This window comes from Calothrix sp. PCC 7507 (genome assembly GCF_000316575.1).
Lineage (GTDB): Bacteria > Cyanobacteriota > Cyanobacteriia > Cyanobacteriales > Nostocaceae > Fortiea.
In genome coordinates, this window is record NC_019682.1 from 4,079,263 (window position 1) to 4,099,089 (window position 19,827).

At 42.7% G+C, this 19,827-nt stretch carries 19 protein-coding genes; 7 read left to right on the forward strand and 12 right to left on the reverse strand.

What is annotated here, in order from left to right:
• Window positions 1-29: 29 nt before the first annotated feature.
• Window positions 30-1,184 (reverse strand): NAD-dependent epimerase/dehydratase family protein, encoded by a 1,155-nt coding sequence (locus CAL7507_RS17365; protein ID WP_015129791.1) that lies wholly within the window; start codon window positions 1,182-1,184, stop codon window positions 30-32.
• 272 nt (window positions 1,185-1,456) lie between these two features.
• A complete protein-coding gene (locus CAL7507_RS17370) occupies window positions 1,457-1,978 on the reverse strand; it encodes a hypothetical protein (protein WP_015129792.1) in 522 nt (173 codons plus the stop codon).
• Between the two features lie 230 nt (window positions 1,979-2,208).
• Between CAL7507_RS17370 and CAL7507_RS17375 the strand changes: the two genes are divergently transcribed.
• From CAL7507_RS17375 to CAL7507_RS17385, 3 genes are all read left to right on the forward strand, one after another.
• Window positions 2,209-2,562, forward strand: coding sequence for a hypothetical protein (locus CAL7507_RS17375; RefSeq protein WP_015129793.1), 354 nt, complete (start codon window positions 2,209-2,211; stop codon window positions 2,560-2,562).
• A 91-nt stretch (window positions 2,563-2,653) separates the two neighbouring features.
• Window positions 2,654-4,165, forward strand: a complete 1,512-nt coding sequence (locus tag CAL7507_RS17380) for an AAA family ATPase (RefSeq protein WP_042341391.1) — start codon at window positions 2,654-2,656, stop codon at window positions 4,163-4,165.
• A 144-nt stretch (window positions 4,166-4,309) separates the two neighbouring features.
• On the forward strand, window positions 4,310-4,660 hold the full coding sequence (locus CAL7507_RS17385; protein WP_015129795.1) for a DUF1257 domain-containing protein: 351 nt from the start codon (window positions 4,310-4,312) through the stop codon (window positions 4,658-4,660).
• Window positions 4,661-4,797: 137 nt separating this feature from the next.
• Here the strand turns inward: CAL7507_RS17385 and CAL7507_RS17390 are convergent, their stop codons facing one another.
• From CAL7507_RS17390 to petB, 5 genes are all read right to left on the reverse strand, one after another.
• Window positions 4,798-5,169, reverse strand: coding sequence for a hypothetical protein (locus CAL7507_RS17390; protein ID WP_015129796.1), 372 nt, complete (start codon window positions 5,167-5,169; stop codon window positions 4,798-4,800).
• 199 nt (window positions 5,170-5,368) lie between these two features.
• Window positions 5,369-6,526 (reverse strand): glycosyltransferase family 4 protein, encoded by a 1,158-nt coding sequence (locus CAL7507_RS17395; protein WP_015129797.1) that lies wholly within the window; start codon window positions 6,524-6,526, stop codon window positions 5,369-5,371.
• A 381-nt stretch (window positions 6,527-6,907) separates the two neighbouring features.
• Window positions 6,908-7,345: an anti-sigma regulatory factor gene (locus CAL7507_RS17400; protein WP_015129798.1), complete on the reverse strand. Its 438-nt coding sequence runs from the start codon at window positions 7,343-7,345 to the stop codon at window positions 6,908-6,910.
• Between the two features lie 268 nt (window positions 7,346-7,613).
• Window positions 7,614-8,096: a cytochrome b6-f complex subunit IV gene (gene petD / locus CAL7507_RS17405; RefSeq protein ID WP_015129799.1), complete on the reverse strand. Its 483-nt coding sequence runs from the start codon at window positions 8,094-8,096 to the stop codon at window positions 7,614-7,616.
• Window positions 8,097-8,361: 265 nt separating this feature from the next.
• Window positions 8,362-9,009 carry a cytochrome b6 gene (gene petB / locus CAL7507_RS17410; RefSeq protein WP_015129800.1) on the reverse strand — a complete coding sequence of 216 codons (648 nt, stop codon included), beginning with the start codon at window positions 9,007-9,009 and terminating at the stop codon, window positions 8,362-8,364.
• Between the two features lie 366 nt (window positions 9,010-9,375).
• On the opposite strand from petB, the gene ctpA reads away from it, so the two are divergent.
• On the forward strand, window positions 9,376-10,623 hold the full coding sequence (gene ctpA / locus CAL7507_RS17415; protein ID WP_015129801.1) for a carboxyl-terminal processing protease CtpA: 1,248 nt from the start codon (window positions 9,376-9,378) through the stop codon (window positions 10,621-10,623).
• Window positions 10,624-10,705: 82 nt separating this feature from the next.
• Here the strand turns inward: ctpA and CAL7507_RS17420 are convergent, their stop codons facing one another.
• A complete protein-coding gene (locus tag CAL7507_RS17420) occupies window positions 10,706-11,392 on the reverse strand; it encodes an MBL fold metallo-hydrolase (protein ID WP_042342243.1) in 687 nt (228 codons plus the stop codon).
• A gap of 187 nt (window positions 11,393-11,579) precedes the next feature.
• On the opposite strand from CAL7507_RS17420, the gene CAL7507_RS17425 reads away from it, so the two are divergent.
• On the forward strand, window positions 11,580-13,097 hold the full coding sequence (locus CAL7507_RS17425) for a site-2 protease family protein (RefSeq protein WP_015129803.1): 1,518 nt from the start codon (window positions 11,580-11,582) through the stop codon (window positions 13,095-13,097).
• Between the two features lie 49 nt (window positions 13,098-13,146).
• Here the strand turns inward: CAL7507_RS17425 and CAL7507_RS17430 are convergent, their stop codons facing one another.
• Window positions 13,147-13,713 (reverse strand): phycobiliprotein lyase, encoded by a 567-nt coding sequence (locus CAL7507_RS17430; protein WP_015129804.1) that lies wholly within the window; start codon window positions 13,711-13,713, stop codon window positions 13,147-13,149.
• A gap of 65 nt (window positions 13,714-13,778) precedes the next feature.
• The gene (locus CAL7507_RS17435; RefSeq protein WP_015129805.1) at window positions 13,779-14,465 is read right to left on the reverse strand and encodes a HEAT repeat domain-containing protein; all 687 of its coding nucleotides are present in this window, start codon (window positions 14,463-14,465) and stop codon (window positions 13,779-13,781) included.
• Between the two features lie 333 nt (window positions 14,466-14,798).
• Between CAL7507_RS17435 and CAL7507_RS17440 the strand changes: the two genes are divergently transcribed.
• Window positions 14,799-15,275, forward strand: a complete 477-nt coding sequence (locus CAL7507_RS17440; RefSeq protein WP_015129806.1) for a tellurite resistance TerB family protein — start codon at window positions 14,799-14,801, stop codon at window positions 15,273-15,275.
• 182 nt (window positions 15,276-15,457) lie between these two features.
• Window positions 15,458-16,924, forward strand: coding sequence for a D-alanyl-D-alanine carboxypeptidase/D-alanyl-D-alanine-endopeptidase (gene dacB / locus CAL7507_RS17445; protein ID WP_015129807.1), 1,467 nt, complete (start codon window positions 15,458-15,460; stop codon window positions 16,922-16,924).
• Between the two features lie 133 nt (window positions 16,925-17,057).
• On the opposite strand, the gene CAL7507_RS17450 is transcribed toward dacB, so the two are convergent.
• Both CAL7507_RS17450 and CAL7507_RS17455 read right to left on the reverse strand, forming a co-directional pair.
• On the reverse strand, window positions 17,058-17,663 hold the full coding sequence (locus tag CAL7507_RS17450; protein WP_015129808.1) for an exopolysaccharide biosynthesis protein: 606 nt from the start codon (window positions 17,661-17,663) through the stop codon (window positions 17,058-17,060).
• A 184-nt stretch (window positions 17,664-17,847) separates the two neighbouring features.
• Window positions 17,848-18,732: a lipid kinase gene (locus CAL7507_RS17455; RefSeq protein WP_015129809.1), complete on the reverse strand. Its 885-nt coding sequence runs from the start codon at window positions 18,730-18,732 to the stop codon at window positions 17,848-17,850.
• Between the last annotated feature and the right edge of the window lie 1,095 nt (window positions 18,733-19,827).

A 19,827-nucleotide genomic window follows, 5' to 3' on the forward strand; every position in this document is an offset into this window, starting at 1 on the left:
CTAACTCCTACCTCCTAACTCCTGTCTCCTCAATTTCTATGCCAAGAGACTTTGGGGAAAATTTGCTTTTGATTAATTCGTTTCTGATACTTGATGGCAAAATTTAACAGAGAATCGAGTAAAGAATCAGAAAGATAGTGGGGTTGTAAACCTAAATCAAGCAATTTGGTGTTTTTCGCGTGGAAGTAATGTTCTTCTTTCTCAATCCTGGGATTATCCAGGTGATTGATTTCCACATTCATTCCCATTGCATTTCCAGCTTTCTTTACCATCATTGCTAAATCACCGACGCTGAATTGTTCGGTAAATTGATTAAAGACGCGAAAATCTCCCGGTTCAGCAGGATGGGCGATCGCAAGTTCAATACAGCGCACTGTATCCCGAATATCCAAAAATCCCCGTGTTTGTCCACCTTTCCCGTAAACTGTGAGGGGATGTCCGATAGCGGCTTGAATGCAAAAGCGGTTTAGTGCAGTGCCAAACACCCCGTCATAATCAAGACGGTTAATCAACAATTCGTCTAGCCCTGTTTCTGTTGTGAAAACGCCATAAACTACACCTTGATTTAAGTCTGTAGCCCGCAATCCCCAAACTCGGCAAGCAAAGTGAATATTGTGGCTATCATGGACTTTGCTTAAGTGATACATTGAACCAGGCTGCTTGGGATAAGGCAATATATCTTTTCTGCCATTATGTTCAATATTGATATAACCTTCTTCAATGTCGATGTTAGGTGTGCCGTATTCACCCATTGTTCCCAACTTCACCAAATGACAATTTGGGAAATCTTTCCGCATCGCATATAGCAAGTTTAAAGTGCCGACTATGTTATTGACTTGGGTGAGAACTGCGTGTTCGCGATCGATCATCGAAAAAGGTGCTGAACGCTGTTCACCAAAATGTACTAGGGCATTTGGCTGAAACTGTTGCAGGGATTGCTTGAGAAACTCGTAATTCGTCACATCCCCAATGAAGAGGTCGATGGACTTACCAGTCACATCATACCAACGCTGAAGGCGTTGTTGAATTGGGGCGATCGGGGTTAGAGTTTCAATACTCAGTTCATTATCCCAATGCCGCCGCACCAAACTGTCTAGAATCCCCACTTCATAACCTCTATTAGAAAGGTAAAGTGCAGTTGCCCAACCACAATACCCATCACCACCAATAACCAGGACTTTCATCTTTAACAAGTTTTTACTCGCTGATAGCTAAATCTATGCAGCATTCTTTCGCCTCTCAACTATCAAAAGGGAGAGACTGATAAAGAGTGCTGAGTATTGAGTTGAAGGACAGGTTCAGGAGTCTTGAATACTGAGTAACCCCATAGATATAGCAGTTTTCAGATCAGTGAGGTACAGTTTTAAATCGCAAAGCCCGTAGGGGCTGGATTTCCCAGCCCTCCGTCGTGTTTTTCGGTGAGCTTTGGCCTGTGTGTACACTGTCGTAGCTTCAACTACTTAGGAATTCTGTACTGCTGGGCAATGTAGTAAAACAAATTGTAGTAATCTGGAAATTCCTGAGTCTGACTTCGCCCCTGCCAGTAGTATTTAATTTGACCCTGAGTTAGTGTTAGTGTCATCAAACTGACTTGCGGATCTACATCCACAACTAGCACTCCAGAGACTCCTTGAACAGTCCGAAAATTAGGATCAATCGTAGTTTTGACATCCCGATTTTTGGTTAATGACTCCGGTAGTCGATTACCCGCCCAGGATCGGATTTGCACTGAGTTTTTTTGCGGTGACACAAAAGTGATTCCATCATCATTATCTGGGGCTGGTAAAGAAGCCCAGTTGCTAGGATATGGAAACTCAAAGCTATAGCGGGAATTATTGTAAGTCTTCCACGTGACACCAGAGGTGTTGAAACCAGACGCCGCACACCCCCAAAGCATAATTAACAGGGCGCTGATATAAATTATTCGCCCTAAACTACAAGTTTTAACCATAGCAACATCATTAAACTCATTTGTCATTTGTCAAGAGTCAAGAGTCAAAGTGTCATTAGTTATTTCTCCCTTGTCCACCATGTCTTCCCCATCTCCCAATCCCTATCTGAGCAATTTTGGGTTGACGAACTAATCAAACCCAGCTTATTGTAAAGGAATGTAACAATATTGCCGTCAAAACGTTTTACCGTCTTGACAAGTCAGAATGGAGTCGATAACGTAATATACATACCCGGGTAAGGCCATCGAAAAGTTATATGCAACCGCAAACTAAGCAAAAGGTTACTTTGTATTTATCGCCGGAACTACACAAAAGACTGAAGATTCGATCAGCAGTTGATTCCGAACCCATGTCAGAGCTTGCCGAACGGGCTTTATTTTTCTACTTAGCTAATTCAGAATTGGTTGAGGAACTGGAAGCTTCTGTTCATGGAAGGACGCATAGAGTTTATTCCTGTCCTAATTGTGAAAGTTCATTGGTGTTACGTGACGGGAAATTGGTCGGCTTAGGTAATCAACCAGGAATGATAAATCAAGATCATCTTTCTCTTGATGAGATGGATGAAGACGAAGCCCATCCTAAGGGAGAGGAAGAGCTAGTTCCTTGTTAGGTATAAATTATGAATTGAACAATTCATGATTCGGTTGTTGTTACCAACAAACAATGTCTGTAGTGTACTAAGGTCTCAAGTAGGTCGATGTATGAAAGAAGAGCTCAATATCCTAATTCAAGCTCAATACCCTTTAATCTACCTTGTGACCTCCGAGGAAGAGCGGGCAGAGCAAGCAATCTCCACCATCGCCCAATTGTTAAAGCCCCAACGCCGAATATTTGTTTGGACAGTAACACACGGCATCGTGGAGTATGGCCAACCCCGGAATGTAACTCAGCACAATACCGTTTCTCCAGAGGCGGCAATTGAGTGGATCATCCGGCAGAAAGAACCCGGTATATTTATTCTTAAAGATTTACATCCATTTATTGATGCACCTGCGACAACGAGATCGTTACGGGATGCGATCGCCAGCTTCAAAGGTATGCAGAAAAACATCATTTTGATGTCACCTGTGCAACAAGTGCCTATTGAACTGGAAAAAGAAGTTGTTGTTCTCGATTTTACGTTGCCAGATATGGCTGAGTTAAACAAAGTTTTGACTCACCACTTGGATCAAAATCGTGGGCGACGACTCACAACCGAGGCGCGAGAAAAGCTTCTCAGAGCAGCTTTAGGTTTAACGAAAGATGAAGCTGAGAAAGTCTATCGCAAGGCGCAGGTAACTACAGGTCGTCTAACGGAAGATGAAGTAGATATAGTTTTATCTGAGAAGAAACAGCTGATTCGGCGCAATGGTATTCTAGAATACATAGAAGAAGATGAAACTATTGATGCTGTCGGCGGATTGGAGGAGCTGAAAAAATGGCTCAAACAACGCTCCAATGCTTTTACAGAAAGAGCGAGGGAGTATGGTTTGCCCCAACCAAAGGGAATGTTAATTCTAGGAGTTCCCGGTTGTGGTAAGTCGCTGATTGCCAAAACTACCTCCCGCCTGTGGGGCTTGCCAATCTTGCGCTTAGATATGGGGAGAGTCTACGACGGCTCAATGGTGGGCCGAAGTGAGGCAAATCTGCGTAATGCCCTAAAGACGGCAGAATCCATTTCACCAACAATTCTATTTATTGATGAGTTGGATAAATCCTTTGCTGGTAGTGCCGGTTCTGGTGATTCAGATGGCGGTACTTCTAGTCGAATCTTCGGTTCTTTCCTGACCTGGATGCAAGAAAAGAAATCTCCAGTGTTCGTAATGGCAACAGCTAACAGAGTCGAACGCTTACCGGGAGAGTTCTTGCGGAAAGGACGGTTTGATGAAATTTTCTTTGTTGATCTGCCAACTCCGGAAGAACGGCAAGATATATACAATATTCACCTCACGAAACGCCGCGAAGACATTGCTCGATTTGACCTGGAGCAACTAGCTAAGATGTCAGATGGCTTTTCTGGAGCAGAAATTGAACAAGCGATCGTGGCGGCAATGTATGAAGCCTTTGCCCAAGATCGGGAGTTCACACAACTAGATATTATTGCTGCACTGAAGTCAACTTTGCCGCTGTCTCGCACGATGCAAGAACAGGTCACAGCTTTAAGAGACTGGGCCAGACAGCGCGCCCGCCCTGCAGCATCCTCCGTTGCTGAATATCAGCGAATGGAGTTTTAGAAGCTTTCCCCTGCTAACCCAGGGGCAAAGGCTAGCAGTTTCTGCTAGCAGTTTTGACAAAAACAGCCGCCTCCACCTAAGCGCGGCTTCCCCGAAAACAAACCGTTGTCGTTTTTCTCAATCTTCTCATTGGAGGAAACCCAAATGTCTCATTTTAGCACTCTGCGCACCAAGATCACCGATGCCGAAATCCTCAAGGCTTCCTTGGCCGACCTCGGTATCAGCGTAAAGACTGAAGCTGATGTTCGTGGTTATAACGGTCAGCGCGTCCGTTCTGATATCGTTGCCGTTTTGGAAGGCGAATATGACCTCGGTTGGTCTCGCAACAGTGATGGTTCTTTCGACCTAATCGCTGACTTGTGGGGTGTTGCTAAGAAACACAACCAAACTGAGTTGATCAACTCAATCAACCAAAAGTATGCTGTTAACAAGACATTGGCTGAAGTAAAACAGCGCGGTCTGCAAAACGCCAATGTGAGATTGGTATTGCAATAACAATTTCTCTGCGCGTTCCCAAAGCCGAACGGGTTAACCATATAAATAGCGGTTAGCCCGCTTTTTTATGGGACTGGGATTTATTCTCAGTCCCGATTTTATTTTGGAAATTTTAATTTACTGAACTGATAAACGACTTAATCTTCCAATGATTGAGATGGTACTTCGATTGCTGTGATGTCAATTGTGCCGTCTGGTGTGAAGCGACGAAAATGACTATTTTGTACTAACAGTTGCTCTCCACAGTTAGGACACTGTAACTGGCTGTTATTTAAGCCTGTAAATTCGTGTTTACAGACAGGACACTGGTCGGCAACCAAGTTGCTTTGCAGCCACCAGCGAAACCCAAAAAAAGCAATAACAGGTGCTAATAGGAGCAATCCAACGATAATCAGTAAAGAGTTAACCAACCAGCCCAAGCCTAGTGATGCTAGCAACCAGACAACTGCTAGCAGTGTGAGCCAAGGGCGGAGGTTGACAAGATTCAATTGAAAAGATTTAAGGCTCATTTTTTAAATGACGTATGGCTCTCTCCTTCTAGGATAGCGAGTTTAGCCAAGGGTTAACGGTGAGCGCGATGCCCTGAGCCGGCCTTATCCTTCTGGGGAAGCAAGCTATGCGTTAGCGTTGCGTAGCAAAGGGTAGTCGAACCGTCAATGGTCACAAGCCAATGTATATTGCTCTAGACACATAACTAATGATTAGTGACTAAAGCAGGTCTTGCAGCTGTTGTTGAAAGGCATCTATACCAAAAAGTGCGATCGCTTGTTCTCGCAGCCATTGACCATCACAACGCTGGTCATTGCCTGTGAGAATTTCTATACAAGCAGCTGCCACAGCATTTGGATCGCGATGTGGTACTCGCCACCCCAGTTTACCATCTTGCAGGGGGTCAGCTGATCCATCATCATCACCAGATAGTACAGGAACTCCACAAGCCATTGCTTCTAGATAGACGATGCCAAAGCCTTCTTGGGAAGGCATAATGTAGGCATCAGCGAGGCGGTAATGTGCTATTAGTTGTTCTGTAGGCACGAAACCGGCAAAAACAACGCGATCGCTGATATCTAAATCTTTTGCTAGCTGGGCTAATCGTGGTTGATCATCACCGCGACCAATCACCAAATATTTTACTTCAGGAAATACTTGAGCTATTTGTGGTAATGCGCGAATGGTGACATCTACACCTTTATAAATATCACCTGACCATAGCCGCGCTACAGTCATCAATACCTTGGCATCGGTTAAATTATACTTTTCGACTAATTCTTGTTGCTTAGTCCCAGGAGTGAATTTATCTCCATCGATGGTACAGGGAAGCATTTTGACCATGTTAGGGTCTAGACCATTGGCAGCACAAGCGCGATCGCGACTATAGCGACTAATTGTCCAAATCTTGGATGCCCAGATGAGCGCGTTACGTTCTTTACTCTTAAGCGGTTCCCAAACTTCTTTACCGTAAGTCAGAACTGTATAAGGAATTCCTAATGGTTGACAAAGGCTTTGGATCAATACTGCTAGTTTAATATGACCGCAAAAAACGTGTTGAGGGCGTTCTTGCAACAGACACTTGAGCAACGCCGCTACCATTTTGATTCTCCCCATCTGAGGAGATTGAGTTTTAAAGCTATAAAATTTGAGATTTTCAGACTTTAAAGGGTTTGCGTTATCTGGACTATCTCTTAATACAAAAACTTTTGCTTGATAGTCTGTATTCAATCCCCCATATGCCCGAAAAATATCCTTTACATAGGATTGAATACCACCTTCGTGTACAAAAACTTCTAAAAACACAAAGACATGGCTGGTTTTTTTATAAAATTTATTATCTGAATTTAGATTTTCTGTGACTTTATTAGTTAGCATTTTTGTCTGTTTACATTTGCCAAGTTAAAAAGCAAAAAATTTGCCTGGAGTAATCAGATCCTGAATGAGTAATAATTTTGATTACATAAAATAAAAAGCACGTCTTTTTATGGACGCAGTAGAAAACTTAAAACCTTGCAACATTGCTGTCAGATTTTAACAAATGACTAACTGGAACTCGAATGCTGTTTCTACTCGATCAAGTAGACTTTTTTATACAAAAATCTGATGAGATTCTTAAAATATAGATTAAATAATTTTATTGTTTTAAAACAGATAGCGGATTTCAAGTTGCTGAAGTAGAGAGCCATGATCTCAAAGCCTGTTTTACTTCTGAATTCTGCTGTGAGACTCTCCTAGAGGAAATGCTTCTGCTGAATGTCACCCTTCTGAGGCATATTTGACGATGAGTAAACAGTTTCTACCATCTGCACCACGTTCGTAGACAACATGGTCAGCCAAGCGCCTGAGGAGAAACCATCCATACCCCCCTATTTGAAGAGTACCTGGTTCTGGTTCGGCGATCGCGTCGGGATTAAAAGGTTTCCCATAATCCCAAATTTTCACTTCCAATCTGTCAATCCACAAACAAACCTCAATGTCTATGTTTGTTTCTGGAGGTAAAGTATGGTGAGCGTGACGAACAGCATTAGTAAAGCCCTCTGCCAATGCTAAGTTGAGCCGATAAAGTTGGGTTTCTGACCAGCCAAGTTGAGACAAATGTTGTAGACAAAATTGTTCAAACCATTGTTGAACTTGGTTTAGGAGCTTCAGTTCGCTCTTCACCGTCAGATGGTCTTGCTGCACTATGCTAAGCATTGACCTTGGTTGACTTCAATAATAAGTAAGTGATAGGTAAATGAAAAATGTGCGTATTTGCTGCCTTTTAGTGATTTTAGAGTTTGGAATAGTTTTTATATCCAAAAACTAAATATCCCAGATACAACATTAATATTACTAAAATTGACGCCTGTTGATTTTTTTCAACAGCACATGCATAAGAAATATGAGCAGCGCCTGACACTGCTCATAACTTCAGCACGTGCCGTTAAAACTCACAGGCGTCAAGTGCTTGATCGAGACTAATTTAGAACAGTCCCAAGGTCAGAGATTTATCTAATGGTAGGGCAGCGCCAATACCTAGCCACAGAGTCACAAGAGTGCCAAATAAGAACACTGTAGTGGCAACTGGACGACGGAAGGGGTTTTGGAACTTATTGACGTTTTCCAGAAAAGGTACAAGGATCAGCCCCAATGGTACTGAAGCCATTGCTAATACTCCTAGGAGTTTGTTTGGGAGCGATCGCAAAATCTGGAACACTGGATACAAGTACCACTCTGGCAGAATTTCCAGTGGTGTGGCGAAAGGATTTGCTGGTTCGCCTGTTAAAGCGGGGTCTAGCACAGCTAGCGCCACAATACAAGCGAATGAACCCATAATTACGATGGGAAATACGTAGAGTAGGTCATTAGGCCATGCGGGTTCGCCATAGTAGTTGTGACCCATGCCTTTGGCGAGTTTGGCTCTTAACGAAGGATCGCTAAGATCAGGTTTTTTCAGTGTTGCCATTTTTAATGGTGCGCTCCTGCTTAAGTTGAGTTAAGGCATTTGTGAAAGCTATCAGCTATTAGTGGAGTCTGTCCTATGGCTAGCCCCACTTGAAAAATCTGTCGGGCAGCTAGCTGTTTGGAGGGTCTCTACAGCTTTTAGATTCAGATAGAAGTTTTTGTTGTTTTGTTGCTTATGTATTATTGATTTCTCAATTTCCATAAGTTTAAAACAAACAACTCTATCTTGGGAATGCCGCTGTTGCCTTTTCGGGCTTCAGGTGAGATTACAAAGGACCCGAAATGCCTTGTTTGCGAATCATCAAGAAGTGAAATAGCATGAAAACCGCAATCAACCAAGGCAGTACAAATGTGTGGGCGCTGTAGTAGCGAGTTAGGGTTGCTTGACCAACACTGGAACCACCGCGCAGCAGGTCAGATATCAAAACGCCAACTACAGGAATTGCTTCTGGTACACCGCTGACGATTTTCACAGCCCAGTAACCAACTTGGTCCCAAGGTAAAGAATAGCCAGTCACGCCAAAGGAAACGGTGATTACAGCCAGAATCACACCGCTGACCCAGGTCAATTCGCGGGGCTTTTTAAAGCCACCTGTTAGGTAAACCCGGAAAACGTGCAAAATCATCATCAACACCATCATGCTGGCAGACCAGCGGTGGATGGAGCGAATTAGCCAGCCGAAGCTCACATCAGTCATGATGTATTGCACCGAAGTGTAAGCTTCGGCAACTGTTGGCCGGTAGTAGAACGTCATGGCAAATCCAGTGGCAAACTGGATGAGAAAGCAAACTAGGGTGATACCACCCAGGCAGTAGAAGATGTTGACGTGGGGAGGGACGTACTTGCTAGTAACATCATCAGCAAGCGCCTGAAGCTCCAAGCGTTCCTCAAACCAGTCGTAAACGTTGGCCATACAATCTCAAGTTCCTAAAAATCGGTTGCGGTTAATCAATATCCCAATTTGCAATTTTGGGATTTTAGCAAAGAGGCGTTTGTTGTTTTGCTTGTTAGCTCTCAGAGTGAGAAGAAGTTTAATAAACTTAACACTCTGTAAACATTTAATGTATTGCGTTCTCTTTGCAACCCAACACTCAAAAAGGTGGACACAAAGTAGATCTTATCGTTTGTTGAGTGGGATGCAATGGAATCAGCTGACTTAACAACTTGATAGAGCAATGCACCACTTCTATAAAAAAAGTAACATAATCGAGAGATAGATTTCATCAAAAACAAAGCAACTGGGCAGTTCTAGGCAATTTGGGTTGAGGTGGAATTCACAATGGGCTTCTTCATGCACAAACAGGTTTTTCGTCTGGGTTTTTCACTGCTAATGGCATTTTGGTTGGCGTTGGGGATACTCATCCCATCGGCAACTGCGTTGTCAGAGGAACAAAAGCTAATATCAGAAGTATGGCGAATTGTCAATCGTACTTATCTAGATGAGACATTTAATCATCAAAACTGGGCGATGGCTCGGCAAAAGGCGCTCTCAGCACCACTCAACAATCATCAGGCAGCTTATGGAGCAATTCAGAAGATGCTCAAAAGCTTGGATGACCCGTTTACGCGCTTTTTAGATCCGGAACAGTACCGCAGTTTACAGGTGAATACCTCTGGAGAGTTGATGGGGGTGGGTTTGCAAATTGCCCTCAATTCTGAGACAGGTAAGTTGGAAGTTATCTCACCAATAGCGGGTTCGCCAGCCGAGAAAGCCGGAATTAGACCACGCGATCGCATTATTAAAATTGAAGGGATTTCCACAGAGAATCTGACTCTAGATGAAGCAGCGACCAGAATGCGTGGGCCAATTGGCAGTCTGGTGACACTGTTGATTGAGCGCGATGGCGAGGCTCAAACAGAAATCAGGGTGACACGCGATCGCATTGCGCTGAATCCTGTAGTAGCAGAATTGCGTCGTTCGCCACAAAATCAGCCCATTGGCTATGTCCGCCTCAATCAATTTAATGCCAACGCCTCAACGGAATTGGCACACGCCATTTCTAGTCTAGAAAAACAAGGTGCTGCTGCTTATATTTTGGATTTGCGAAATAATCCTGGTGGGCTATTGCAAGCCGGAATCGAAACTGCTCGCTTGTGGTTAGACTCTGGTACTGTAGTTTACACTGTGAATCGGCAAGGCATTCAGGGCAGTTTTGAAGCATCTGGCCCGCCATTGACTACAGATCCTCTAGTGATTTTGGTGAATAAAGGAACTGCTAGTGCTAGTGAGATTCTCGCTGGGGCGCTGCAAGATAACGGCCGCGCTCAGTTAGTAGGTGAAACTACCTTTGGTAAAGGCTTAATTCAATCTTTATTTGAATTATCTGATGGTTCTGGTTTAGCAGTCACAATTGCGAAGTACGAAACCCCTAAGCATCGAGACATTAACAAACTGGGTATTAAACCAGACAAAGTGATTACCCAAGAGGCAATTACTCGCGAACAAATTGCCACAGAAGCCGATCAACAATATCAAGCGGCGATAGAACTGTTAACAAAAAAATCAGTAGTGGCAGAAGCAGAGTGATTTGGGGATTGGGGATTAGGCAATAGGCAAAGGTTAAGAGTTATTAATTATTTCTCCCTCATCTCCCTCATCCTAATCCTGCTCACAAAAGAGACTGCGTCTGTATCAAAGTATGTAAATCTAGGGAGGCGAGACGTTGGTAGGCTTGATCTATCAAACGTTTGCCTCGGAGGAAACCCGTGTTAGCACCAGGACAAATGTAATGGAGCGTTTCTGGTGTAAAATTAGTTAAGAGGGATCGAAGACTTTTAATTTGTCGTGACCAGTGAAAAGTTTTGGCTGTGCGTAATGGTACCGGTTCACCTTGCTGATTAGGAATTAAGTGGCGGCCAGAAAATAGCACTCCCCCGAAGTCACTATGGTACAGACAAGATGATCCGGGAGAATGACCTGGTGTCCAAATCAGTTGTACTGTTGAGTTAAGCGCGATCGCTTGACCGAAAGTAGTTACATTTAATCCGGGTAATAAATAAGCTTCTTGCTCTTGAATCAGAACCTCGCAGCTTAGGGTTTGTTGGATTTCTGGGGTTTTGCCAATAGCACCGCGATGAGTAAGAAATAACCAACGCACGCCACCATGCGATCGCAAAAAATCCAGATTCGTTTGGTATAGAGCAGGGCAATCTATGAGGATATTGCCTTCGTTTCCTACAATAAAGTAAGATGTTCCTCCTAATGTGTCCCGATTTGGTGGAAAGGCAAAAATATTGTTGAGTACAGCCCGTGGTGGTTTAGCTGTAGGACTTGGCACTTCAGGTAAGGGGCACATAACAAAAAAACAAAATTGGGGAGTTGTAGACAATATGGTGACAGAATTTAACATCTCAGGACTTTCGGCTTGAGACTTAACAATCACTGTTAACCATAGGGAAAATTAGAGTTTATGGTCTAGCTTGTAGTAGCTGCTGTGGTGTTGGCACTATGGGCGGGGCGTTTTTTCAAAATTACTGAAGCACATGACATTTTGGTTTCTCCTGGTACTGGGATTAGTTACTTATTTAATGGTGCAGCGCATTGTCGCTCATAACACCCGCACACCAGTCTGGCTGTTGTGGCTGGTTTTAATGACACCAGCACTGGTATGGACGGTGTGGGTAGCAATATATGGAGAGAAACAACCTCCGTCACGACCATTGATACTATTAATGTTATGGTTGATAGTCATCTGTCCCCCGTTATTCTGGTTGTTGTTTCGGTTGGGTCGTTACTCATCAAAGGAGTTTCAGACTGAACTACCAGCCCCAGAATCACCATCAGCCAACCATCCTACCGCAGAACCAGTACCAGTGCATCCCATTGAGCCAACGGAAGAAACCCAACTGCGAAATTGTTTTCCTTGGTCTGTATACTACATCCAAAACATTGAGTATAGACCCCAAGCTGTGATTTGTAGGGGTCAGCTGAGGACTACGGCAAATAATGCGTACCAACAAATTAAGGCAAATATCGAAGCCCAATTTGGCGATCGCTTCTTGCTAATCTTTCAAGAAGGTAACAATAATAAGCCTTTTTTTGTGCTTGTTCCCAATACTCAAGCAGCTAAACAAGCAAATACAAGCAATCCAGAACAGCTAACTCGTCCAGGATTAGCCCTGCTATTGTTAGTAGCTACTTTGATCACTACTACCTTGGTGGGAGCGCAAAATGCTGTTGCTACTCTCCCGCCTATATGGAAACTTCCCTCTTTAGCACAAACTATTTTATCTAATCCCGCTGTCTTGCTGCCAGGATTGCCCTATGCATTAGGGCTAATGACGATTTTGGGTATTCATGAACTAGGTCACTATTTAACAGCTAGGTTCTACAAAATTCGCTCAACCTTGCCTTACTTTATCCCTATGCCTTTTTTCTTGGGAACCTTTGGTGCATTTATTCAAATGCGTAGTCCTATTCCCAATCGCAAAGCTTTATTTGATGTGAGTATCATGGGTCCAATTGCAGGCTTTATCGCTACCTTGCCTGTAATAATTTGGGGCTTGGCTCATTCTGATATAGTTCCCCTAAACGAGAAAACAGGCTTGTTGAATCCCGAAGCGCTGAATCCAAAATATTCAATTTTATTAGCGCTGCTCTCAAAACTAGCACTAGGAGGCGCATTAACGCCAAAATCTGCTATTGACCTACATCCTGTCGCTGTAGCAGGGTTTCTGGGACTAATTGTGACAGCATTAAATTTAATGCCAGTAGGACAACTTGATGGGGGTCACATTGTCCATGCAATGTTTGGGCAACGAACTGCTATGGTGATTGGGCAAATTGCGCGCTTGTTGCTGTTATTGCTTTCCCTAATCCAGGCAGAATTTTTCTTGTGGGCAATGATCTTATTATTCATCCCGTTGATTGATGAACCGGCGCTGAATGATGTCACGGAATTGGATAACAAACGTGACGTTCTAGGATTGTTGATGATGGCTTTGTTGCTGATAATTGTACTGCCACTACCGCAGGCGATCGCCAACTGGTTGCAGATTTAAATCAGTTAACAGTGAACAGTTAACAGTTAACTGTTCACTAATAAATAAACTAACTTGATACGGAATTAGTGGCCTCAGACGGTTTTGCATCTGCTGGACTACCACCCAAGCGAATCTCAGAAGTGAAGGAAGCCATGCTAAAGCCGCCGAAGCGTTTGAGGACACTAACCCGCATTCGCAAATTAGGACTAGCAAACCATAGACGCTCCTCAGACCACATAGTTTCATACTCTGTAGTGAGGGTCAAAGCGCCATCTTGATCAATTTTATAGCGTCCGGCAACTGGGGCTTTTTCGGCATAACCCATTTCCCGTAGTAACTTACCTTCATCGGGATTATCTGCATCAGGTACGGAAACTAACACAGTAGAGCCACTGTGTTTTTCTTCATCCCATTCCATTGTGCCGTTCCAGGTAACTCTGGCCCCAGAACATGTATTGCTAGGCACAACTTCATACTGTTGACAAAGTTTGATTACTTCTGGATGGTCTGCTGGCAGTGTCTCAATAATGAGTTCTGATTTGCCATCTTCAGATTGCTTAAAAGCTAAATGGTGACTAGTACGATGAGAAAACCATTTACCAGCACTCAATTGAAAAAATTCTTCAATATTCATGAATAAAATTATCCTGCATCAAAATTTTGAAGATCCTACTTATTATTAAAAGCTAGGAAGAGGCGTTAATCTTCATTTGGATTATCGATTTCTTGGAGCCTTTGCAGAGAAATCGTCGCTGATTGGGCGACATTAGGATGATTGTCTTTTTCTAGATATTTTAAAGCCGAGACACTTTTGCGAGTGGGGAGATTGCCTAATGCTTCTGCCAGACGCTGCCGTACTAACCAATCATCTGATTGGGCAAAGCGGAGGATACTATCTACAGACTCAATATCTTGAATTTCTCCCAAGGCAGCGATCGCTGCTTGGTGTAGTATGGGTTCGTTGCTATCCAGTGCTTGAATCAGAATGGCACGGGCCCGAGGGTCTTTAATATTACCCAAAGCTACTGCCACACTAAAGCGGACTAACCAATCGGTATCTTCATAAAACGCTCGTGACAGCACCTCAAAGGCTCTAGCATCACCCAAATATCCCAAAGCACCGGCAGCATCAGCACGTATACCATAATCTGGGTCATTTTCCAGAATTTTTACCAAAATTGAATAACATTCTGGTGTGGGTTTAATTCCCAAAGCAAATATAGCCATTGATCGCAGCTGGAGAGATTCGTCATCCAAAACCTTTTTAATCAAAGGGACTGCATCTTCAGGCGCAACATCACGCAGATTAGCCAAGGCTACCATGCGATCGCGTAAGTTAGGACTTTCTAGCTGAACAGAGATTTCCTCTAAACTTAGAGTCGTCATTTAGTCTCATACACTTTCTTTACTTATCTTTACTTTACAGAATTCCTTGCCACAAAGCCCACTGCGGACTTGATTTATGGGTTTCCACTGAGGAGTCAGCAGTAGATGAAATGAAGTTCAACCCAAATTGTGTGTTTCTACATTCTTTTGGGAATCATAAATCTCAGGAAGCTGTGTATAGCATTTCTTTCTTGAATGAAATACAAAATTTTTGGTTTAAGACAAAAGGCTGCAGTCTGTTTGTTTTGCCAAAATGTATGCCACTCAATCAACAGGCGCTATAAACAACAAAGAATTGCTTCCTCAACCATTACGAACTTTTAAAGGATAATTATGCCTAAACGTCAGTTTCGCAGCAGCAGCAGCAGAAATTCAGTAGCACTAGAGCCAGAAGTAGCGATCGCAGTCATTGGCATCTTTTCCGCAGCTGGTGACGGAGAGATCACTAGAGCAGAAGAATACGCTTTGAGTGAGATGCTAGGAGGGATTTCCCAGTTTGAAGATTTCTCCGAGGATGACTACCAAGAATTGACAGATAAAGTCTGTAGCTTGTTAGAGGAAGAGGATGCTGATGAGGTTTTGAGTCAAGCGATCGCATCCTTACCAGATAAAGAATATCGAGAAGCTGCATACGTCACTGCTATCTTGGTCGTAGGCATTGACGGTGAAGTACCTGAAAGTGAACAGGATTATATTTCTGAACTTCAAGAAGCCTTAAAGATTTCCGACAAGCGCGCACAAACACTCATAGACGAAGTCTTTGGAGAAGACGAAGACGAGGATGAGGACGAAGGCGAGGACGAAGAGTAATATCAATTTACAAAAAGAATGCGACAGATACATTTGTAGGAGCGGGGTTTTCACGCCCCAGCCTTTACAAAAATCCATCGCAAACTTGTAGGGGCGGGGTTTTCCCGCCCTCAGGGGTTTTCTTATATTTAATCGCAGTCAAAAGCGCTATATCATCATCAAGTAGTTTTCAGAAATATTTGATGACCAAAAAAATTAGTATTGCTTTGATGCTATTGTTCCTCGGCATCCATATTGGTGTTACCCAACAAGTATCTTCAGCACAAACACCAACACCAGTTGCACCAAAAACTACAAAGTCAATTTGCCCCACTCAACTTAGAGCATCTGTAGATGCTGTCATTAATCGTCCCCTCCTCAGTCGGGCGCGTTGGGGAATTTTAGTAGAAACCCTCACAAGTAGGCAAAGTCTTTATAGTCGGGATGCTCAAAAATACTTTACTCCCGCTTCTAATGCCAAGCTGCTGACAACAGCCGCCGCCTTACAACATCTGGGGGCAAATTTTCGCATTCGCACATCTATTTATCAAGATGCTCAAGGTATTTTGCGTGTTGTTGGTAGGGGAGATCCTAGCTTAAGTGATACTCAGTTGCGAACATTAGCAAAGCAGTTGCAACAGAAAGGCATTACCCAAATTAAACAGCTAATTGCCGATGATAGTTATATTCAAGGGGAGATTGTTAACCCTACTTGGGAATGGGAAGATGTACAGTCAGACTATGGCGCACCAATTAGCAGCTTTATTCTGAATGAAAATGCTTTTAGTTTAAAGCTGTCACCGCAAGCTGTCGGCAAACCTCTACAAATTTCCTGGACTGATATCAACGAAGCAAAACAGTGGCGGATAGTTAATCAATCAATAACAATTGAGAAAAACCAACCAAGCTACATCGGTGTTAGCCGCGACTTATCAGGAACAGTATTGCAAATTAAAGGAAACTTAGCGGCGAATACTGAACCGTATTTAGTAACTTTACCTGTAGTTGATCCTAATTATTACTTTTTGCGCCGCTTCCGTACCATTTTGGCAACCGAAAAAATTATTTTAGGACAAACCTTTGTCGGAACTGGTAATAATAATCAACAGGAAATAGCATTTGTAGAATCACCTCTGTTATCTAAATTATTAGCAGAGACAAATGCCAATAGCAATAATCTTTATGCTGAGGCCTTATTGAGAGCATTAGCTGTTAATCAACCCAAAGTAAAAAACAAGAATACAGATGATATTGGGTTAGAAGTTCTCAAAGCAAGTTTAACTAAATTGGGAGTCGATCCGGCAAATTATGTTTTGGTAGATGGTTCGGGATTATCACGCCGTAATTTGGTAGCTCCAGAAGCTTTAGTACAAACTTTGCGAGGCATAGCGAAAACACCAGTTGCATCGGTGTATCGTGCATCTTTACCCGTTGCTGGTAAAAATGGTACCCTCAAAGACCGTTTTCAAGGTACTTCTGCTGAGGGTATTGTGCAAGCTAAAACAGGCACTTTAACAGGTGCTGTTTCCCTCTCTGGATATGTAAATGGACTGAATTATGAGCCTTTAGTTTTCAGTATTATGGTGAATCAAAACGAACAGCCTGCATCAGTTGTGCGACAAGCAATTGATGAAATTGTTGTGTTATTAACGCAGTTGCAGCGTTGTTAATTTAATGTCTGATGACGGTTGACTGATAACTGATAACTGATTTTCCGGATGGGATGAAAATTGATAGGGATAAATAAGTGGTAGATGCACTTTAATTAAATTTCAGCCTTCAGCCTATGGTTGAGGGCTTTTATTATTTAAATATAGATGGTAACAAACTAGGAGCTAACCACAGTGCATAACCAATAAACCCAAATAGGAATGTAATCAATACAGTGATGACGTAACTAATACACATCAATAAACCATCAGATTCGATCGTAGCTACGGCTAATAGTAAAATACCTACGGTGGGGATGGGATTAGTTAGCGGAATTGGTGAAATCAGTAATAGTGTTAACCAAGAGATACAAAGACCATTTAATCGCCAAGTCCAAGAATTTTCTGCGATTTTTGCCAAGCGGGGACGGGCGATTTTTTCGACAATTCTGGTGACTCGGCGGAGATTTTGTAAAAGGATGTTGGCAAAACGACGAGGAAATTTGTAATTGGCAATTTTTTTTGGTAGCCAAGGCGATCGCCTTCCCAAAACCATCTGCAATGATAATAGTAAACAAGCACCACCAAAAGGCCCAGTAAATCCAGGTGGCATGGGAAACAAAAATGGTAAAACTAATAATGCTATAACCAAGCTAAAACCCCGTTCAGAGGTTTCTGCCAGAATATCTCCTAGAGTTAATGGCTGTTCAGCTAGGCGTTGCAATAATGACTTAATATCTTGAGAAAATCTTAAATGCATTTGTCTTGAGTGAATGCGATTTCCCACAATACCCAGCTAGGTTTAAGTAGATCAGCATGAATATACATACAATAGGATTGCCAAAAATTCCCTAAAAAATCAAGTTTCTATGGGCGTAGAAATAGCTTAACTTACCTTTGTCTATTTTTTATGTATTGCTGGTTGTAAATATCACATTCCTCGTTTAGGAATTTGCAGATGGCGGTACTAAAACAGCTACAGCTTTAGGAACAACACGGAACTTGGCGGGGGTATAGGTTGTGATTTCACCATCAGTATTGATAGGACGAGGTTTACGGGTATACACCTCAAATTCTTTCCCATGAAGGTTGCGAACTCTCTGTGAATGTATATGTCGCCCATGTTGCATCCCTGGTAGCAAAGGTATAATTTGCCACCAATGCTCGATTTCCAAACTGTAGAGATCCAGCCTCTGGTCATCTATTGTGGCATCAGGAGCCACTGCCATGCCACCGCCATAATACCGACCATTGCCTACGGCAATTTGTACCGTATGTGCGCGAACCGATTCGCCATTGAACCGAATTTCTACACCAAAAGGTCTAGCTTCCAAAATCACTTGCAATGCGGTGGCGATATACGCAAATATTCCCCAACGACGCTTGACTTCTTTGGTGAGTCGCTGGGTAATTTTCACACTCAGTCCCATACTGGCAACGTTGAAAAAGTGCTTGCCGTTCACCCATCCTAAATCAATGCGTCGCTGTTCGCCTTGGGCAATAATTTTGCAGGCTTCGGGTAGGGAGTTGGGAATTCCTAACGTTCTTGCTAAATCGTTGGCGGTTCCTAAAGGTAATATCCCTAAAGGCAGCTGGGTATCTACTAAAGCATCTACTGCGGCATTGAGGGTACCATCTCCACCACCAATGATCACCAAATCAACTTGATGTTGGTAATTCAAGATAGTTTCAGCAAGGTGATCGGGATTGTTGACAGATTCCTCGATTAAATCCAAATCAAGTTTCTCTAAATAATGCATCGCTTCCAAGAGACGCTTTTGTCCTTGTCGAGCGTGGCGATTTATTAACAGCAGTGCGCGGGCACACATGGGCATTACCTCTTATAGTTCAAATGTCGAATCGTCTTCAGAATCTAGCTATAGTAGGCAATAGACTTAAAAGTTGGTTATTGTAGGTATTTTATGATCCGTTTATCGCCTAATCTACCTAACAACTCCTATACTTAGAATTTTGCAAAAATCAAATTGGATCACTATAGCAATCTTATTTGATTTCTGAAAAAATCTCCGTATCTGTAGGGTGGGCAATGCCCACCATATCCGGGTTTTGGTGGGCATTGCCCACCCTACGTATATTTCAAAAATCAAATAGTAGTCCTATATATTCATGCTGATATTATAGTTCTAATCAAAAATAATGTTTTTACTGGGCATAAATCTATCTGTAGATACTATCGGTATTGATATTACTCATAATTATAAGTATCTGTAGGGTGAGCATTGCCCACCCTACGTATTATTTCAAAAATCAAATAGGAATCCTATATCTGTAGATAATATCAGTATTGATCTTAACCATAATTATAAGTATTTAAGTTTTGCTTGGTGAAACTGCAACTTGTTATATGTCAACTACTTCTGTGGCAGATATAAAATTGTCTACGCTGTGCAAAGCGATATTTTTGATTACTTCCTCTGTTATACCAATTTCAATAATTTTTACGACAAGTTAACAGTCCGTCAGGGTGAAAAAGCATCATTTTAGGATCAGAATGAATATATTGTTACCAGTCCATAAACAATACGTTTTGATTGTAATAGTAATCTTATTGTATCTTGTGTAAAGTGCAGAACCACTTACTTAATTAACACACCGCTTTTCAGCTAAGTTCCGTAATTAAATCACTATGCCTGTTTCACAGAACGTCGCGCCTGTCTCACAGAACGTCGCGCCTGTCTCACAGAACGTCGCGCCTGTCTCACAGAACGTCGCGCCTGTCTCACAGAACCTCACGCCTGTCTCACAGAACCTCACGCCTGTCTCACAGAACGTCGCGCCTGTCTCACAGAACGTCGCGCCTGTCTCACAGAACGGCATAATTTTTGTTACATTCATTAACAATATACTGCTCCCTGCTCCCTGCCTCCTGCCCCTCACCTCCTCAGTATAAATACGAAAAATTT

What these genes read in the sequence shown, in the direction of transcription:
- petD (WP_015129799.1), bottom strand. Translation starts at nt 8,096, where the DNA reads ATGGCAACACTGAAAAAACCTGATCTTAGCGATCCTTCGTTAAGAGCC.
- CAL7507_RS17435 (WP_015129805.1), bottom strand. Translation starts at nt 14,465, where the DNA reads ATGACGACTCTAAGTTTAGAGGAAATCTCTGTTCAGCTAGAAAGTCCT.
- CAL7507_RS17400 (WP_015129798.1), bottom strand. Translation starts at nt 7,345, where the DNA reads ATGCTTAGCATAGTGCAGCAAGACCATCTGACGGTGAAGAGCGAACTG.
- CAL7507_RS17430 (WP_015129804.1), bottom strand. Translation starts at nt 13,713, where the DNA reads ATGAATATTGAAGAATTTTTTCAATTGAGTGCTGGTAAATGGTTTTCT.
- CAL7507_RS17440 (WP_015129806.1), top strand. Translation starts at nt 14,799, where the DNA reads ATGCCTAAACGTCAGTTTCGCAGCAGCAGCAGCAGAAATTCAGTAGCA.
- CAL7507_RS17450 (WP_015129808.1), bottom strand. Translation starts at nt 17,663, where the DNA reads ATGCATTTAAGATTTTCTCAAGATATTAAGTCATTATTGCAACGCCTA.
- CAL7507_RS17385 (WP_015129795.1), top strand. Translation starts at nt 4,310, where the DNA reads ATGTCTCATTTTAGCACTCTGCGCACCAAGATCACCGATGCCGAAATC.
- CAL7507_RS17380 (WP_042341391.1), top strand. Translation starts at nt 2,654, where the DNA reads ATGAAAGAAGAGCTCAATATCCTAATTCAAGCTCAATACCCTTTAATC.
- ctpA (WP_015129801.1), top strand. Translation starts at nt 9,376, where the DNA reads ATGGGCTTCTTCATGCACAAACAGGTTTTTCGTCTGGGTTTTTCACTG.
- CAL7507_RS17365 (WP_015129791.1), bottom strand. Translation starts at nt 1,184, where the DNA reads ATGAAAGTCCTGGTTATTGGTGGTGATGGGTATTGTGGTTGGGCAACT.
- CAL7507_RS17425 (WP_015129803.1), top strand. Translation starts at nt 11,580, where the DNA reads ATGACATTTTGGTTTCTCCTGGTACTGGGATTAGTTACTTATTTAATG.
- CAL7507_RS17455 (WP_015129809.1), bottom strand. Translation starts at nt 18,732, where the DNA reads ATGTGTGCCCGCGCACTGCTGTTAATAAATCGCCACGCTCGACAAGGA.
- petB (WP_015129800.1), bottom strand. Translation starts at nt 9,009, where the DNA reads ATGGCCAACGTTTACGACTGGTTTGAGGAACGCTTGGAGCTTCAGGCG.
- CAL7507_RS17370 (WP_015129792.1), bottom strand. Translation starts at nt 1,978, where the DNA reads ATGACAAATGAGTTTAATGATGTTGCTATGGTTAAAACTTGTAGTTTA.
- CAL7507_RS17420 (WP_042342243.1), bottom strand. Translation starts at nt 11,392, where the DNA reads ATGTGCCCCTTACCTGAAGTGCCAAGTCCTACAGCTAAACCACCACGG.
- CAL7507_RS17375 (WP_015129793.1), top strand. Translation starts at nt 2,209, where the DNA reads ATGCAACCGCAAACTAAGCAAAAGGTTACTTTGTATTTATCGCCGGAA.
- CAL7507_RS17395 (WP_015129797.1), bottom strand. Translation starts at nt 6,526, where the DNA reads ATGCTAACTAATAAAGTCACAGAAAATCTAAATTCAGATAATAAATTT.
- dacB (WP_015129807.1), top strand. Translation starts at nt 15,458, where the DNA reads ATGACCAAAAAAATTAGTATTGCTTTGATGCTATTGTTCCTCGGCATC.
- CAL7507_RS17390 (WP_015129796.1), bottom strand. Translation starts at nt 5,169, where the DNA reads ATGAGCCTTAAATCTTTTCAATTGAATCTTGTCAACCTCCGCCCTTGG.